A 13,966-nucleotide genomic window follows, 5' to 3' on the forward strand; every position below is an offset into this window, starting at 1 on the left:
CCCCGGCCCTCTCCCACAGGGAGAGGGAGACGCTGCTACAGGTGAGTTCGGTAGCGGCGTGCTGGCTCGATCGGTTCCCTCTCCCGCAAGCGGGAGAGGGTTAGGGTGAGGGCCATAGGGCCAGAGGGCGAGGACCATCAGCCTCCCCTTACTGCGCCGACTTCACCGGATAGTCCGGCTTCTTATCATTCCCGGCGATGTACGGACTCCACGGCTGGGCGCGTACCGGCTGTTCGGTCTGCCACACCACGTTGAACTGGCCGTTCTCCTCCACTTCACCAATCATCACCGGCTTGTGCAGATGGTGGTTGGTTTTGTCCATGGTCAGCGTGAAGCCGTCCGGTGCTTTGAACGTCTGTCCGGCCATCGCGGCGCGCACTTTATCCACATCGGTGGTGCCGGCTTTCTCTACCGCCTGTGCCCACATGTGCAGGCCAACGTAGGTGGCTTCCATCGGATCGTTGGTGACCACCGTACTGGCGTTCGGCAGGTTGTGCGCTTTGGCGTAAGCGCGGTAGTCGGCCACGAACTTCGCATTAGTCGGGTTATCCACTGACTCAAAGTAGTTCCACGCCGCCAGCTGACCGACCAGCGGTTTGGTGTCGATGCCGCGCAGCTCTTCTTCCCCCACCGAGAAGGCGATTACCGGAATGTCGGTTGCTTTAATGCCCTGGTTCGCCAGCTCTTTGTAGAACGGGACGTTGGAATCACCGTTGATGGTGGAGATCACCGCGGTTTTGCCACCGGCGGAGAATTTTTTGATATTCGACACGATGGTCTGGTAATCGCTGTAACCAAACGGCGTGTACACCTCTTCGATATCCTTATCCTGCACGCCTTTGCTATGCAGGAAGGCGCGCAGAATCTTGTTGGTGGTGCGCGGATAGACGTAGTCGGTGCCGAGCAGGAAGAAGCGTTTGGCGCTGCCGCCATCTTCGCTCATCAGATACTGCACCGCCGGGATCGCCTGCTGGTTCGGCGCGGCGCCGGTGTAGAACACGTTCGGCGACATCTCTTCGCCTTCGTACTGCACCGGATAGAACAGCAGGCCGTTCAGCTCTTCAAACACCGGCAGCACCGATTTGCGCGAGACCGACGTCCAGCAGCCAAACACCACCGCCACTTTGTCCTGAGTCAGCAGCTGGCGCGCTTTTTCGGCGAACAGCGGCCAGTTAGAGGCCGGATCGACCACCACCGGTTCCAGCTTCTTGCCCAGCACACCACCTTTGGCGTTGATCTCATCAATGGTCATCAGCGCCACATCTTTCAGCGGCGTTTCGGAAATCGCCATGGTGCCGGACAGCGAATGCATAATGCCGACTTTAATGGTGTCTGCCGCCTGTGCGGTAAAGGCGAAGCCCATGCTGGCAACGGTAGCGGAGAGCGCGAAAGCTTTAAGCAACGAACGTCGTTTCATCATTTAAACCCCTAACTGTGTTATCTGTTGTTATTCAATGGGTTGAAGCCGAGCCTGCTGTAACATATGCAACGTAATCTTCCTGACCTCGGCCTTACTGACGGCAATGTGGTCGGTTAAAATGCGCTGTGCCTCCTCGGTGTGTTGCTGAAAAATCGCCCGTAAGATCTGAGCGTGCTCGCGGTACGTGGCATCGACCCGGTCATCCCGCGTGAAGTCGAGACGGCGAATGATGCGGATTTTTTCTGTCAGCTCGGCGTGGATGCGCGCCATCTCCTGATTGCCCGCCGCGGCCACCAGCGCCATGTGAAACGCTTCGTCGTGCGCTGATACCGCTTTGCCATCTGCCAGCCGGGCATCGTCGATCCAGAAGGTTTTCAGCGCGGTCAGGGTTTCCGCGCAGGCCAGCGGCGGCAGCGCGCACAGGCGGCGCACCGCTTCGCGTTCCAGCACGGTGCGGAAGTCGTACAGCTCCTCGAAGTAGGCGAAATCGAACGGCCGCACCTGCCAGCCGCTGCGAAACCACACCTCGACGTAGCCTTCGCGCTCCAGCCAGAACAGCGCCTGACGCACCGGCGTGCGGCTCACCGCCAGCCGATCGGCGATTTCGTTTTCGCTGAAGCGGTCACCCGGCATCAGACGGAACTCAAAGATGTCCTGCTTTAGCGCCTGATAAACCTTTTCGGCCAGCGCTTCGGGACGGCCTTTGCTGCGGGGCGCGCTACTGTTCATACCTGCTCCTTAAGCCAGCCACAGCAGGGTGTCGCCCGGACTTACCGGACGGCCCGCCTGGCAGGCAATGCGTTTCACCGTGCCGGCCTGCGGCGCGACAATCGCCAGCTCCATCTTCATCGCTTCCACGATGATCAGCGTCTGGCCGGCCTGCACCGTATCGCCCGGCGCAACCAGCACTTTCCAGATGTTGCCGTTCATGTCAGCGCACACCGCCAGCGCATCGTCCTCTGCGTCGGCGACCACCAGCGTCTCTTCACTGGTGAGCGGCGCTTCCTGCTCTTCCTGCGCCCATAGCGTGACCTCCTGCTCAAACGCTGCGGCCTGACGTTCACGGAAAGCACTGATTTCCGGCGCGTTGTCGGCGAGGAACTGCTGATGCGCCGCGAAATCAAACTCGCTCTGCTCGATGCGGATGCGGGCACGACCGGCGCGGAAATCGTCGCGCAGCTGCGTCAGTTCCGCTTCGCTCACCGGATAGAAACGCACCTGGTCAAAGAAGCGCAGCAGCCAGGGTTCGCCGGCGGCAAACTGATCGTTTTGCAGGAACTTATTCCAGATGGGCAGCGTGCGCCCCACCAGCTGATAGCCGCCCGGTGAATCCATGCCGTAGATGCACATGTACATGCCGCCAATGCCCACCGTGCCTTCGGCGGTAAAGGTGCGCGCCGGGCTGTATTTGGAACTCAGCAGGCGATGGCGCGGATCGATCGGCACCGCGCACGGCGCGCCGAGATAGACATCGCCGAGACCGAGAATCAGATAGCTGGCGGCAAACAGGGTGTCGCGTACCGCTTCGCGGCTCGCCAGTCCATTGATGCGCTGAATGAAGTCAACGTTATTCGGCAGCCACGGCGCGCTGGCGCGAACCGTCTCTTTGTAACGCTCCACCGCGCCGAGCGTGGCGCTGTCTTCAAACGCCATCGGCAGCCAGACGATGCGCGACGGCACTTTCAGCGCGCTGACGTCACCCAGCCCGGCTTCCAGCTCCAGCAGCAGCGTCATCAGCTGCTGCTGACCGATCACCAGGCTGTCATAGCGCACCTGCAGCGAGCGCACGCCGGGCGACAGCTCTTCAGTGCCGGGCTCTGCACGCTGGCGCAGCGCCTGCATCAGCAGGTGTACGCGCAGGCGCAGCGCCAGATCCAGCACGTTATCGCCGTACTCAATCAGCACATATTTGTCGCCCGCCTGGCGGTAGACCGCAGCAGGCGTGGTGGCGGTCGCCGGCAGCGCCGCTAACAGGGTGGCAGAACCGATGTCGCTCGCCGCCAGCGAAGGCACCGCGAAGGTCGGTGCGTGCTGGCTGCGCAGCGTGGTTACGCTGTGCGCCTGGGCTTTCTCCAGCGCGACCGCTTCGTCGGCGCTGATCGGGTGGAAGCGGATGCGATCGCCCGGTTTGACCTGGCCGACTTTCCACAGCTCGGCTTTGGCGATGGTGACCGGGCAGACGAAGCCACCAAGGCTTGGGCCGTCGTGCGTCAGGATCACCGGGAAGTCACCGGTAAAGTTCACCGCGCCGATGGCGTATTCGCAGTCGTGTACGTTAGACGGATGCAGCCCGGCTTCACCGCCGTTAGCGCGCGTCCAGCTGGGTTTAGGCCCGACCAGACGGACGCCCAGCCGGTTGGAGTTGTAATGCACCTGCCAGTCGCTGGCAAAGAACTCATCGATGGCAGCCTGGGTGAAGAAATCCGGTGCGCCGTGCGGGCCGTACAGCACGCCAATGCGCCATTCGCTGCCGTAGTGCGGCACCAGCGCGCGATCCAGCGCTTCAGGTTCGCTGACCGGGGCTGGCGTGGTGCAGGCGGCGAGCGCCGGCTGGGAGATCGGCAGCATGTCGGCGACGCGCAGCGTACGTCCGGCGTGGCCGCCAAACTGGCCCAGCGAGAAGGTGGCGCGGCTGCCGAGGTATTCCGGCACGTCGAAACCATTACGCACCGCTAAATAGGTGCGGCAGCCGCTCTGCGCGCGGCCCAGCGTCAGGGTTTGTCCGGCTTTCACCGCCACCGGCTGCCAGTAGTCGACCGTGCTGCCGTCGAGATCGGCCGGACAGTCGGCACCGGTCAGCGCGATCAGCGCATCGCTGTGGAAACGCAGCGTCGGGCCCTGCAGGGTGAACTCCAGCCCGGCGGCGCTGGCGTGGTTGCCAACGATACGGTTGGCCAGGCGGAAGGCGAAGTCATCCATCGGGCCGGACGGCGGCACGCCGATGTCCCAGTAGCCCAGGCGGCCGGGAAAGTCCTGAATGCTGCTGAACGTGCCCGGCTGCAGCACTTCGATGACGCTGGCCGCCGGCGTAAAGCCGTCAAGGAAGCGCGTCCAGACGTTACCGCTGCGGAAGGCGTCGGTCGCCACGATCTGACGCAGATAATCGAGATTGGTGGCGATGCCGTGCAGTTGGGTAGCGTCAAGCGCCTGCTGCAGCTTCGCCAGCGCGGCGTCGCGCGTTTCGCCATGCACGATCAGTTTGGCTACCATCGGATCGTAAAACGCCGTCACTTCGCTGCCGGTCTCGATCCAGCCGTCGACGCGCACCCCCGGCGGGAAGCTGACGTGGGTTAACACGCCCGGGCTCGGCTGGAAGTTTTTCAGCGGATCTTCGGCGTACAGCCGCACCTCAATTGATGCGCCGTGCGGTGCCTGCTGCAGACGATCCCAGTCGATGGCATCGGCCGCCGCCACCTGCAGCATGCACTCCACCAGGTCAAGGCCGGTGACGCACTCGGTCACCGGATGCTCCACCTGCAGGCGGGTGTTCACTTCGAGGAAATAAAACGCGTCCTGCGCGGCGTCATAGATGTACTCCACGGTGCCGGCGCTGCGGTAATTAACCAGCTCGCCCAGCCGCACCGCTGAAGCCAGCAGCGCTTCACGCGTGGCCTGCGGCAGATTAGGAGCCGGCGTCTCTTCCACCACCTTCTGATTGCGGCGCTGCAGCGAACAGTCGCGTTCGCCCAGCGCAATCACCTTGCCCTTGCCGTCGCCAAAAATCTGCACTTCCACGTGGCGCGCACGATCAATGCAGCGTTCAAGAAACACGCCGGCATCGCTGAAAAACTGTTCCCCCAGGCGACGCACGCTCTCCCACGCGTTCTCCAGGGCCGTGGCGTCGGCGCAGCGGGTCAGACCGATGCCGCCGCCACCGGCGGTGCTTTTCAGCATCACCGGATAGCCAATGTCTTCCGCCGCGCTGAGTGCGTCCTGCAGCGAACTGAGCAGCGGCGTGCCCGGCGTCATCGGCACGCCAGCGCTGGCCGCCAGCTCACGGGCGCGATGCTTGAGACCAAATTCGCCGATCTGCTGTGCGGTCGGGCCGACAAACGCGATGCCGGCCTCTTCGCAGGCGGCGGCGAACGGCAGGCTCTCCGACAGAAAACCGTAGCCGGGCCAGATGGCCTGCGCGCCGCTTTGCTGCGCAGCGGCCAGAATTTTGTCGATGCGCAGATAGCTGTCGCTGGCTTTGTCACCGCCAAGGGCGATGGCCACATCGGCTTCGGTAACGTGACGCGCATTGCGGTCGGCATCCGAATAGACCGCCACGCTGGTTACGCCGAGGCGCTTCAGGGTGCGGATGGCACGACAGGCGATTTCGCCACGGTTAGCAATCAGAACGGTGCTGAACATGATTAGTGATTCCCCTGTGACGTCAGCCAGTTGCGCCAGCCGCCGAATTCAGTGATTTCCAGCGCCTGCGTCAGCGCTGCCGGTTCGCAGATAAAGCCTTTCACGATGCGTCCATCCGCCAGCGTCAGCGAGCCGATGCCGAGCGGTGCCGGGATTTCCGCGACGAATTCGCCAAAGCGCGCCAGCGGGATGTCCCACAGTTCAACGGTGATGGCGGCGCCGCTGTCGCCGCGCAGCAGGCCGGGCTTTTTGATCGGGCCATCGAGCAGGGCGAACAGGCGATAGTGGCTGGCGGTTTGCGTCTCTTCGACCCACACCGCCTGACGCGTGGTGAGCTGGAAATTCAGCGGCATGCCGGTGAGATGAGCGCCGACCACCGCCACGCGCACGTGGTCAGGCGACGGTGGCAGCGCGGCGGGCTGCGGCGGCAGCGCTTTGCCGGTGGCCCCGAGCGGCAGCGCCAGCTGCTGCTGCCAGCGCAGGCCAAACGCCGCCAGCGCACGGTCGTGCCACGCCGGGGCGATCAGCGTGATGCCCGCGGGCAGTCCATCGGCGCGGAACGGGCCGGGCAGCGCCAGCGCGCTGAGATCGGCCAGATTCGTGAAGTTGGTATAGGTGCCGAATTGCGAGTTGTAGTGCACCGGCTCCTGCTGCATCTCTTCCAGCGTATGGATGGTGGGCGAGGTCGGCACCACCAGCGCATCGAACCGGGCCAGCGTCTGCTGGATCTGGCGCGTCAGTTCGGCGCGCAGGTATTCGGCCTGATACGCCTCGACGGCGCTGTACTGGCGGCCGCTGCTGACGATGCCGTACACCACCGGATCCATCTCTTCCGGGCGGTCGAGCATCTCACCGACCGCCACGGTGCGCTCAGCCACCCACGGGCCGTAATAGAGCTGCTCCGCCAGCTGGTGGAAAGGGGCGAAGTCGATAGGGTGCAGCGTCGCACCGCTCGCCGTGAGCTGCTCCAGCGCGCTGAGCCACGCCGCTTCCGCCTGCTGGTCACCGTAAAACTGTGGCGCGGCAGGGATCGCCAGCGAGGGTTGCGGCTGGAAACTGGCCGGTGCGCTGCGTGGCGGCTGGCGCGCGTAGGCGTCACCGGCGTCGTAGCCGCCCGCGATGCTGGCGACGCTAAAGGCATCGGCAACCGTCAGGGCGAACACCGAGATGGTGTCATTGAGACGGCAGGCCGGTACCACGCCGCTGGCCGAGAACCAGCCTTTGGTCGGCTTCAGCCCGACGATATTGTTAAAACCTGCCGGCACGCGGCCGGAGCCGGCGGTATCGGTGCCGAGCGAGAAGCCGACCAGGCCGCGCGCCAGCACGGACGCGGAGCCGGAGCTGGAACCGCCGCTGACGTAGGCCGGGTTAAAGGTGTTGCTCACCGCGCCATACGGCGAGCGGGTGCCAACCAGACCGGTCGCGTACTGGTCGAGGTTGGTTTTACCGATGACGATAGCGCCTGCCGCTTTCAGCCTGGCCACCACGAAGGCATCGGCCGCGGCCTGATACGTCAGCGCCGGGCAGGCGGCGGTGGTCGGCCAGCCTGCCACGTCGATGTTGTCTTTGACGGCAAACGGCACGCCAAACAGCGGCAGCGCGGCCGGATTGCGCTGATACGCCGCCAGCAGCGGTTCAACCTGCGCCAGTAGCTGGGCCGGCGAAGCGAGGTACAGCCAGGCATTATCCTGGTTATCGAGTGCGTCGAGATGTGCGGCCAGCAGTGCAGGGATCTGCTGTGCATCCTGCTGTGCGCAACGTTGCCAATCCTGAAGCGTAAAACCGAAGGTCGATGCCATGAGTGAATTCCAGCTGGTATACAAGATGGCATTCAACAGAGCAAAGCGCGTGCCAGAGTTGTAACTGAATGAAAACGCGTAGCTATTTGATGGGTAATAAGTTTTTCTGATGATTATTTGCACAATTGCGGCGCAGGCGCTGAACAATCACGGTGCGCCTGGGTAAATTTTGTGAAGAACGTGGCAAGAGCCGGTTGGCCTGGTTAGCATGAAGGGAGTCCGGCATAAGCTGGAGCGCAGCAATGAGGAGAGCGGAGTGGAGAAGTGGCGTAACTGGATGATAGGGATCTGTCTGGTCAGCACGGCCGGCAGCGTGTGGGCAGATTCGCTGGATCAGCAACGACAGCGCTATGCGCAAATCAAACAGGCCTGGGACAACAAACAGATGGACCAGGTTGAGCAGCTGATGCCAACGCTGCAGGATTATCCGCTCTATCCGTACCTGCAGTACCGCCTGCTGGCGCAGGATCTCGATCAGGAGACCGGGCTGGCGGTGAAAAACTTTATTCAGCAATATCCGACGCTGCCGCCGGCGCGCTCGCTGCAGACGCGCTTTGTTAACGTGCTGGCGCACCGCCAGGACTGGCCGGGCGTGCTCAGCTTCAGCCCGGATGAGCCGAAGCCGGTGCAGGCGCGCTGTAACTGGTACTACGCCAAATGGGCGACCGGTCAGCAGCAGGCGGCGTTTGACGGGGCCAAAGCCATCTGGCTGCGCGGCACAGCGTTACCGAACGACTGCGACAAGCTGTTCTCGGTGTGGCAGGCGTCAGGGCAGCTGTCGCCGATCACCATCCTCGAACGCATCCGCCTGGCGATGAAAGCCGGCAACGACAGCCTGGTCAATTACCTGGCGAAAATGCTGCCGGCGGATTATCAAACCACCGCCAGCGCGCTGATTGCGCTGCAGCAAAATCCCCAGACCGTCACCACCTTTGCCAGCACCCTCGGCCCGACCGATTTTACCCGCATGGCCACCAGCTACGCCTTTGCCCGCGTGGCGCGTCAGGATATGGACAATGCGCGCATGATGATCCCGCAGCTGGTTCAGGCGCAGAAGATGAGCCCGGCGGAAGAGCAGGATCTGAAAGAGACGGTGGTGTGGCGCATGATGGGTGCCGATCTCACCTCGGAGCAGGCGCGCTGGCGCGATGCGGTGGTGATGAACAGCGAATCCACCGCGCTGATTGAGCGGCGCGTGCGGCTGGCGCTGAGTGAAAACGACCGTCGCGGCCTGAACACCTGGATTGCCCGTCTGCCGGTGGAAGCCAAAGAGAAAGATGAGTGGCAGTACTGGCAGGCCGATTTACTGATGGCGCAGGGGCGCAAAGAGGAAGCGGATGAGATTCTGCGTAAGCTGATGCAGCAGCGCGGCTTCTATCCGATGGTGGCGGCACAGCGGCTGGGCGTCGAGTATCCGCTGCAGGTGGATCAGGCCCCGGCGGCGGACAATAGCGTGGTGCAGGGGCCGGAGATGGCGCGCGTGCGCGAGCTGATGTACTGGGGGCTGGATAACCTGGCGCGCAGCGAGTGGGCCAACCTGATCAGCAGCAAAACCCGTACCCAGCAGCAGATGCTGGCGCGCTACGCCAACGAGCAGGACTGGTGGGATCTCAGCGTGCAGGCCACCATCACCGCGAAAATGTGGGACAGCCTGAAAGAGCGTTTCCCGCTGGCGTGGCGCAATCTGTATCAGCAATACACCAGCGATAAAGGCATCACGCCAAGCTACGCCATGGCGATTTCCCGCCAGGAGAGCGCGTGGAACCCGAAAGCGCGCTCACCGGTTGGCGCCAGTGGCCTGATGCAGGTGATGCCGGGCACCGCCAGCCATACCGTGAAGATGTACAACATCCCGGGTTACGTTAACAGCAGCCAGCTGCTCGATCCGCAGACCAATATTCAGATTGGTACGCAGTATCTGGAATATGTGTATCAGCAGTTTGGTCAGAACCGTATCTTCTCTTCTGCCGCCTATAATGCCGGTCCGGGGCGGGTGCGCAGCTGGCTGAATACCAGCGGCGGCAAACTGGATGCGGTGGCGTTTATCGAAACCATTCCCTTCTCGGAAACCCGCGGCTACGTGAAAAACGTGCTGGCCTACGATGCCTATTACCGCTACTTCATGGGCAAGCCGGATAAGATTCTCGCCGACGGCGAGTGGAATCGCCGTTACTGACTGTGTTATGCTTCCGTACTCGTTAATGAGTACGGAAGCCTTCATGAGCCAACCCCTTTCCCCGCAGCCGGTTGAAGACAACTGGCTGCGTTTCATCGACCTGATGCACAACGCGTTTTCCGATGACGTAGCGCTGCCACTGCTGCAGCTGATGATGACGCCGGATGAGCGCGAAGCCTTAGGCACGCGCCTGCGCATTATCGAAGCGTTGATCAACGGTGACATCAGTCAGCGCGAGCTGAAAAACGAATTGGGCGTCGGGATTGCCACCATCACCCGCGGATCCAATAGCCTGAAAGAGGCGCCGCCCGAGCTGAAACGCTGGCTGGAAGCGCGCCTCGGGCGCAGCTGATTACTGCTGATACAGCGGGTGAGTGAACGGACAGAGCGCCAGAATCAGGGCCTGATGATAGACGCTGGAGCGGCTCAGCAGGCCGTGGGTGAAGGTGCCAATCGCACCGCCCTTATGTTTGATATTCTCCACGCCGGTTAAGCGCGCCATTTCGTCACCGAGCTCATGCCCGGCAGCCAGACCGGCCATCACCACCGGTGGCAGCGTAAAGCTGGCAGAGCGGGATTCGCCGCGCTGCTGCGCATTCTCCACCACCATCCAGGCAAAGGCGCAGTCGCCCTCGATGCCCGCTTCAATCGCCACCCAGTAATCCGCCTGTGGCCGCACATGACGCGCGTTCGCCACGCGCTGGCGTGCGCCAGTTCGCGTTTCGGCATCGCTTAAGGGCTGCGCGGCGACGCCGCTCTCGACCTCGACCCCTTCAATATGGCAGGATCCTTCGCCGAAAACGTCGTTGAACGCCTGAGCAATTGCGCGGATTTTTGCCGGATTGATGGTGGCTGCGACAACATGGTACATAATTACCTGAACCCTCAAGACAAATTTGTCGCAGTATAACGGAAATTAAGCATGTTACAGGTCTATCTTGTTCGTCACGGTGAAACGGTTTGGAATGCGGCCCGACGCATTCAGGGGCAGTCCGACAGTCCGCTGACGGATAAAGGTGAGCAGCAGGCGCATCAGGTGGGCGAGCGCGTGAAATCGCTGGGCATTACTCACGTGATTGCCAGCGATTTAGGACGTACCCGGCGCACCGCGGAGATTATCGCTGATGCCTGCGGTTGTAAGGTGACGCTGGATGCCCGCCTGCGCGAGCTCAATATGGGCTGTCTGGAGCAGCGTCCGCTCGACGGCCTGACGGCGGAAGAGGAGAGCTGGCGTAAAGCGCTGGTGGATGGCACCGAAGGCGGCCGGATTCCGGGCGGCGAGTCGATGGAAGAGATGGCGACGCGCATGCATGCCGCGCTCAACGCCTGTCTCGATCTGCCGGCGGGTAGCCGTCCGCTGCTGGTGAGCCACGGCATGGCGCTGGGCGTGCTGGTGAGTACCATTCTCGGGCTGCCGGCCCATGCGGAGCGCCGTTTGCGTCTGCGTAACTGCTCGATTTCGCGCGTCGATCATCAGCAAAGCGCCTGGCTCGCCGCCGGCTGGGTGGTGGAGACGGCCGGTGATGTGTCGCATCTGGATGCCCCGGCGCTGGATGAGCTGCAGCGTTAAGCGCGGTAGCGCACGGCGCAGAATGACCGCGTATCGGTGCATATCAATGATCGCGTATCGGTGCGCATGAATGCGCACCCTACAGGGCATGGGCAATGCGCATCGGCGACAAACGGTAGGGGTTGTTGCTGCGGTTGAATCGGTGCGTATAAATGATCGCATATCGGTGCGCATGAATGCGCACCCTACGGGAGCACGGTCAGTAGGCATCGGCGACAAACGGTGATGCTTCTGTAGGATCGCCATTCATGGCGACCGTCGACAACGCCCGTTACTGCTGCGGACGAATCGGAATCAGATATTCGCAGCGAATCTCCATTGGCGGCTCGCTGCGCTTCTTGCCACCGTGCGTATAGAAACGCTCAATATCCTGGCCCTGACGGCGCACCAGGCCGAGGGTTGGCATACAGGTGCCGTACAGCAGCAGAATAAACTCCTGCAGCGCAGTGCGCGGTCCCTGATAGCTGAACTGCACATAATCCCCGGCTTCCAGAATCACGCTCTGGTTTGACTGCATGCTCAGCGCCTGCTGGTCGGCCGGCACCGCCGTGGTGTACAGAATCTCCTGCTCATCATCCTTCTCATGGCTGGCGCGTACCTGATGCAGGCCATACAGCACCGGCGGCACGGTATCGGTCTCCAGCAGGAACTGCTTCCAGAAGTGGATGCGCATTTCGTCTCGGTAGCTGGAGATCTGCTCCAGCGTACAGGTATAGCTTTGCGTTTGCCCCACCAGCACCGTTTCCGGCAGCGTGACGAACTGCGCTTGCGGCATCGGGTAATCATCGAGGCGAATCGGCGGGCGAATGCCGTACGAATTCCACTCCGACGAGCGGCGATACCACGCAGGTGTCTGATTGAACTGCTTTTTAAACGCGCGGGTAAAGGTTTGCTGCGAATCGAAGCGATACTGCAGCGCAATGTCGAGGATCGGCCGGCTGGTGAGACGCAGCGCGACGGCGGCCTTGGACAGCCGGCGGGCGCGGATATACGCGCCGATGGCGTGGCCAGTAACTTCCTTGAACATTCGCTGCAGGTGCCACTTGGAATAGCCCGCTTTTAGCGCAACGTTATCGAGCGAAAGGGGTTGATCCAGATGGCTTTCCAGCCAGACAAGCAAATCGCGAATGATACCGGCTTGGTCCATAAAACATCCTCATAACTCTCTGGTGGCGCAACGATGAAGTCACCGAATAGTAGCACGAATTGCACAACGGCGCGGGGGTGGTTTGCCAGTTAACTGTGCTACATCAATGCGGGTTGAAACCCGTTAGGTTTGGTTCTCGGTTCGATTAACAGTACATTACATTCACATCTATTCCGTTTGCAATGGTAACTCAATGACAATAGCTCGCAATCTTATAGTCACGCTGGCAACATTTATGTTGAGTCAGAGCGTGCTGGCCGAGGAGATCGGCTCCGTTGACACCGTATTCAAGATGTTTGGCCCCGATCATAAGATCGTGGTGGAAGCCTTCGACGACCCCGACGTTAAAAATGTAACCTGTTATATCAGCCGGGCAAAAACCGGCGGTATTAAGGGCGGACTGGGTCTGGCGGAAGATACTTCCGACGCGGCCATCTCCTGTCAGCAGGTGGGACCGATAGAGCTTACCGATAAAATCGCGCAGGGCAAGGCGCAGGGTGAAGTGGTGTTCCGCAAACGCACTTCGCTGGTGTTTAAAAAGCTGCAGGTGGTGCGCTTCTTTGACCAGAAACGTCATGCGCTGGTATACCTGAGCTATTCAGATAAAGTGGTCGATGGCTCACCGAAAAATGCGCTGAGCGCGGTGCCGATTATGCCGTGGCACTGAGCCGATAAAAAAACGCCCTGACGGGCGTTTTTTTGTTTCGCGACGGACGCTTAATCCTGCAGCTCGCCGCAGAAGCGGTAGCCTTCGCCGTGGATAGTGGCGATGATTTCCGGCGTATCCGGCGTCGATTCAAAGTGTTTGCGGATGCGGCGAATGGTGACATCCACCGTGCGGTCATGCGGCTTCAGCTCGCGACCGGTCATCTTCTTCAGCAGGTCAGCTCGCGTCTGGATTTTGCCCGGATTTTCACAGAAGTGCAGCATGGCGCGGAACTCACTGCGCGGCAGCTTGTACTGATCGCCGTTCGGGCTGATCAGCGAGCGGCTGTTAATATCCAGTTCCCAGCCGTTGAAGCGATAGCTCTCGACCTGACGGCGCTCTTCGCTCGGCATCGCCAGATTCATGGTACGCGACAGCAGGTTGCGCGCACGAATCGTCAGCTCACGCGGATTGAACGGCTTGGTGATGTAGTCGTCGGCACCGATCTCCAGACCGAGGATTTTATCCACTTCGTTATCACGGCCGGTGAGGAACATCAGGGCGACGTTAGCCTGTTCGCGCAGTTCACGCGCCAGCAGTAAACCGTTTTTGCCCGGCAGGTTGATATCCATAATCACCAGATTGACGTCGTTATCGGTCAAAACCTGATGCATCTCGGCGCCGTCGGTGGCTTCATAGACCACGTAACCTTCGGCCTCAAAGATACTTTTGAGGGTGTTACGCGTGACCAGTTCGTCTTCAACGATAAGAATGTGCGGGGTCTGCATGTTTCGCTACCTAAAATTTGCCAACAAATCGAAAACAGGGCGTACGGCGGTTGCCATAACTGTT

General features: G+C 61.4%; 11 protein-coding genes. 4 read left to right on the forward strand and 7 right to left on the reverse strand.

The window, feature by feature from the left end; all coding sequences use genetic code 11:
* Positions 1-148: 148 nt before the first annotated feature.
* The 4 genes from urtA to atzF are packed head-to-tail and all read right to left on the reverse strand — an operon-like array spanning position 149 to position 7,575.
* Entirely contained in the window at positions 149-1,417 is a 1,269-nt protein-coding gene (gene urtA / locus AC6I79_RS03700) for an urea ABC transporter substrate-binding protein (RefSeq protein WP_031279577.1), read from the reverse strand.
* 30 nt (positions 1,418-1,447) lie between these two features.
* Positions 1,448-2,149: a GntR family transcriptional regulator gene (locus AC6I79_RS03705; RefSeq protein WP_058776210.1), complete on the reverse strand. Its 702-nt coding sequence runs from the start codon at positions 2,147-2,149 to the stop codon at positions 1,448-1,450.
* Between the two features lie 9 nt (positions 2,150-2,158).
* On the reverse strand, positions 2,159-5,776 hold the full coding sequence (gene uca / locus AC6I79_RS03710; protein WP_498027576.1) for an urea carboxylase: 3,618 nt from the start codon (positions 5,774-5,776) through the stop codon (positions 2,159-2,161).
* Between the two features lie 2 nt (positions 5,777-5,778).
* On the reverse strand, positions 5,779-7,575 hold the full coding sequence (gene atzF / locus AC6I79_RS03715) for an allophanate hydrolase (protein WP_498027577.1): 1,797 nt from the start codon (positions 7,573-7,575) through the stop codon (positions 5,779-5,781).
* Between the two features lie 256 nt (positions 7,576-7,831).
* Here atzF and sltY point away from each other — a divergent pair, with 256 nt between their 5' ends.
* Both sltY and trpR read left to right on the forward strand, forming a co-directional pair.
* On the forward strand, positions 7,832-9,751 hold the full coding sequence (sltY, locus tag AC6I79_RS03720) for a murein transglycosylase (protein WP_058776213.1): 1,920 nt from the start codon (positions 7,832-7,834) through the stop codon (positions 9,749-9,751).
* Between the two features lie 43 nt (positions 9,752-9,794).
* On the forward strand, positions 9,795-10,103 hold the full coding sequence (gene trpR / locus AC6I79_RS03725; protein WP_021508685.1) for a trp operon repressor: 309 nt from the start codon (positions 9,795-9,797) through the stop codon (positions 10,101-10,103).
* On the opposite strand, the gene yjjX is transcribed toward trpR, so the two are convergent.
* Positions 10,104-10,622 carry an inosine/xanthosine triphosphatase gene (gene yjjX / locus AC6I79_RS03730; RefSeq protein WP_498027578.1) on the reverse strand — a complete coding sequence of 173 codons (519 nt, stop codon included), beginning with the start codon at positions 10,620-10,622 and terminating at the stop codon, positions 10,104-10,106. It lies immediately after the preceding gene.
* 51 nt (positions 10,623-10,673) lie between these two features.
* On the opposite strand from yjjX, the gene gpmB reads away from it, so the two are divergent.
* The gene (gene gpmB / locus AC6I79_RS03735; protein WP_058781605.1) at positions 10,674-11,321 is read left to right on the forward strand and encodes a 2,3-diphosphoglycerate-dependent phosphoglycerate mutase GpmB; all 648 of its coding nucleotides are present in this window, start codon (positions 10,674-10,676) and stop codon (positions 11,319-11,321) included.
* A gap of 271 nt (positions 11,322-11,592) precedes the next feature.
* Here the strand turns inward: gpmB and robA are convergent, their stop codons facing one another.
* The gene (gene robA / locus AC6I79_RS03740; RefSeq protein ID WP_021508651.1) at positions 11,593-12,468 is read right to left on the reverse strand and encodes an MDR efflux pump AcrAB transcriptional activator RobA; all 876 of its coding nucleotides are present in this window, start codon (positions 12,466-12,468) and stop codon (positions 11,593-11,595) included.
* A 193-nt stretch (positions 12,469-12,661) separates the two neighbouring features.
* Here robA and creA point away from each other — a divergent pair, with 193 nt between their 5' ends.
* A complete protein-coding gene (gene creA / locus AC6I79_RS03745; RefSeq protein ID WP_498027579.1) occupies positions 12,662-13,135 on the forward strand; it encodes a protein CreA in 474 nt (157 codons plus the stop codon).
* A gap of 50 nt (positions 13,136-13,185) precedes the next feature.
* On the opposite strand, the gene arcA is transcribed toward creA, so the two are convergent.
* A complete protein-coding gene (arcA, locus tag AC6I79_RS03750; RefSeq protein ID WP_021508652.1) occupies positions 13,186-13,902 on the reverse strand; it encodes a two-component system response regulator ArcA in 717 nt (238 codons plus the stop codon).
* Positions 13,903-13,966 lie beyond the last annotated feature (64 nt).

This window comes from gamma proteobacterium symbiont of Scutellera amethystina, assembly GCF_059730845.1.

What these genes read in the sequence shown, in the direction of transcription:
- urtA (WP_031279577.1), bottom strand. Translation starts at nt 1,417, where the DNA reads ATGAAACGACGTTCGTTGCTTAAAGCTTTCGCGCTCTCCGCTACCGTT.
- AC6I79_RS03705 (WP_058776210.1), bottom strand. Translation starts at nt 2,149, where the DNA reads ATGAACAGTAGCGCGCCCCGCAGCAAAGGCCGTCCCGAAGCGCTGGCC.
- uca (WP_498027576.1), bottom strand. Translation starts at nt 5,776, where the DNA reads ATGTTCAGCACCGTTCTGATTGCTAACCGTGGCGAAATCGCCTGTCGT.
- atzF (WP_498027577.1), bottom strand. Translation starts at nt 7,575, where the DNA reads ATGGCATCGACCTTCGGTTTTACGCTTCAGGATTGGCAACGTTGCGCA.
- trpR (WP_021508685.1), top strand. Translation starts at nt 9,795, where the DNA reads ATGAGCCAACCCCTTTCCCCGCAGCCGGTTGAAGACAACTGGCTGCGT.
- yjjX (WP_498027578.1), bottom strand. Translation starts at nt 10,622, where the DNA reads ATGTACCATGTTGTCGCAGCCACCATCAATCCGGCAAAAATCCGCGCA.
- gpmB (WP_058781605.1), top strand. Translation starts at nt 10,674, where the DNA reads ATGTTACAGGTCTATCTTGTTCGTCACGGTGAAACGGTTTGGAATGCG.
- robA (WP_021508651.1), bottom strand. Translation starts at nt 12,468, where the DNA reads ATGGACCAAGCCGGTATCATTCGCGATTTGCTTGTCTGGCTGGAAAGC.
- creA (WP_498027579.1), top strand. Translation starts at nt 12,662, where the DNA reads ATGACAATAGCTCGCAATCTTATAGTCACGCTGGCAACATTTATGTTG.
- arcA (WP_021508652.1), bottom strand. Translation starts at nt 13,902, where the DNA reads ATGCAGACCCCGCACATTCTTATCGTTGAAGACGAACTGGTCACGCGT.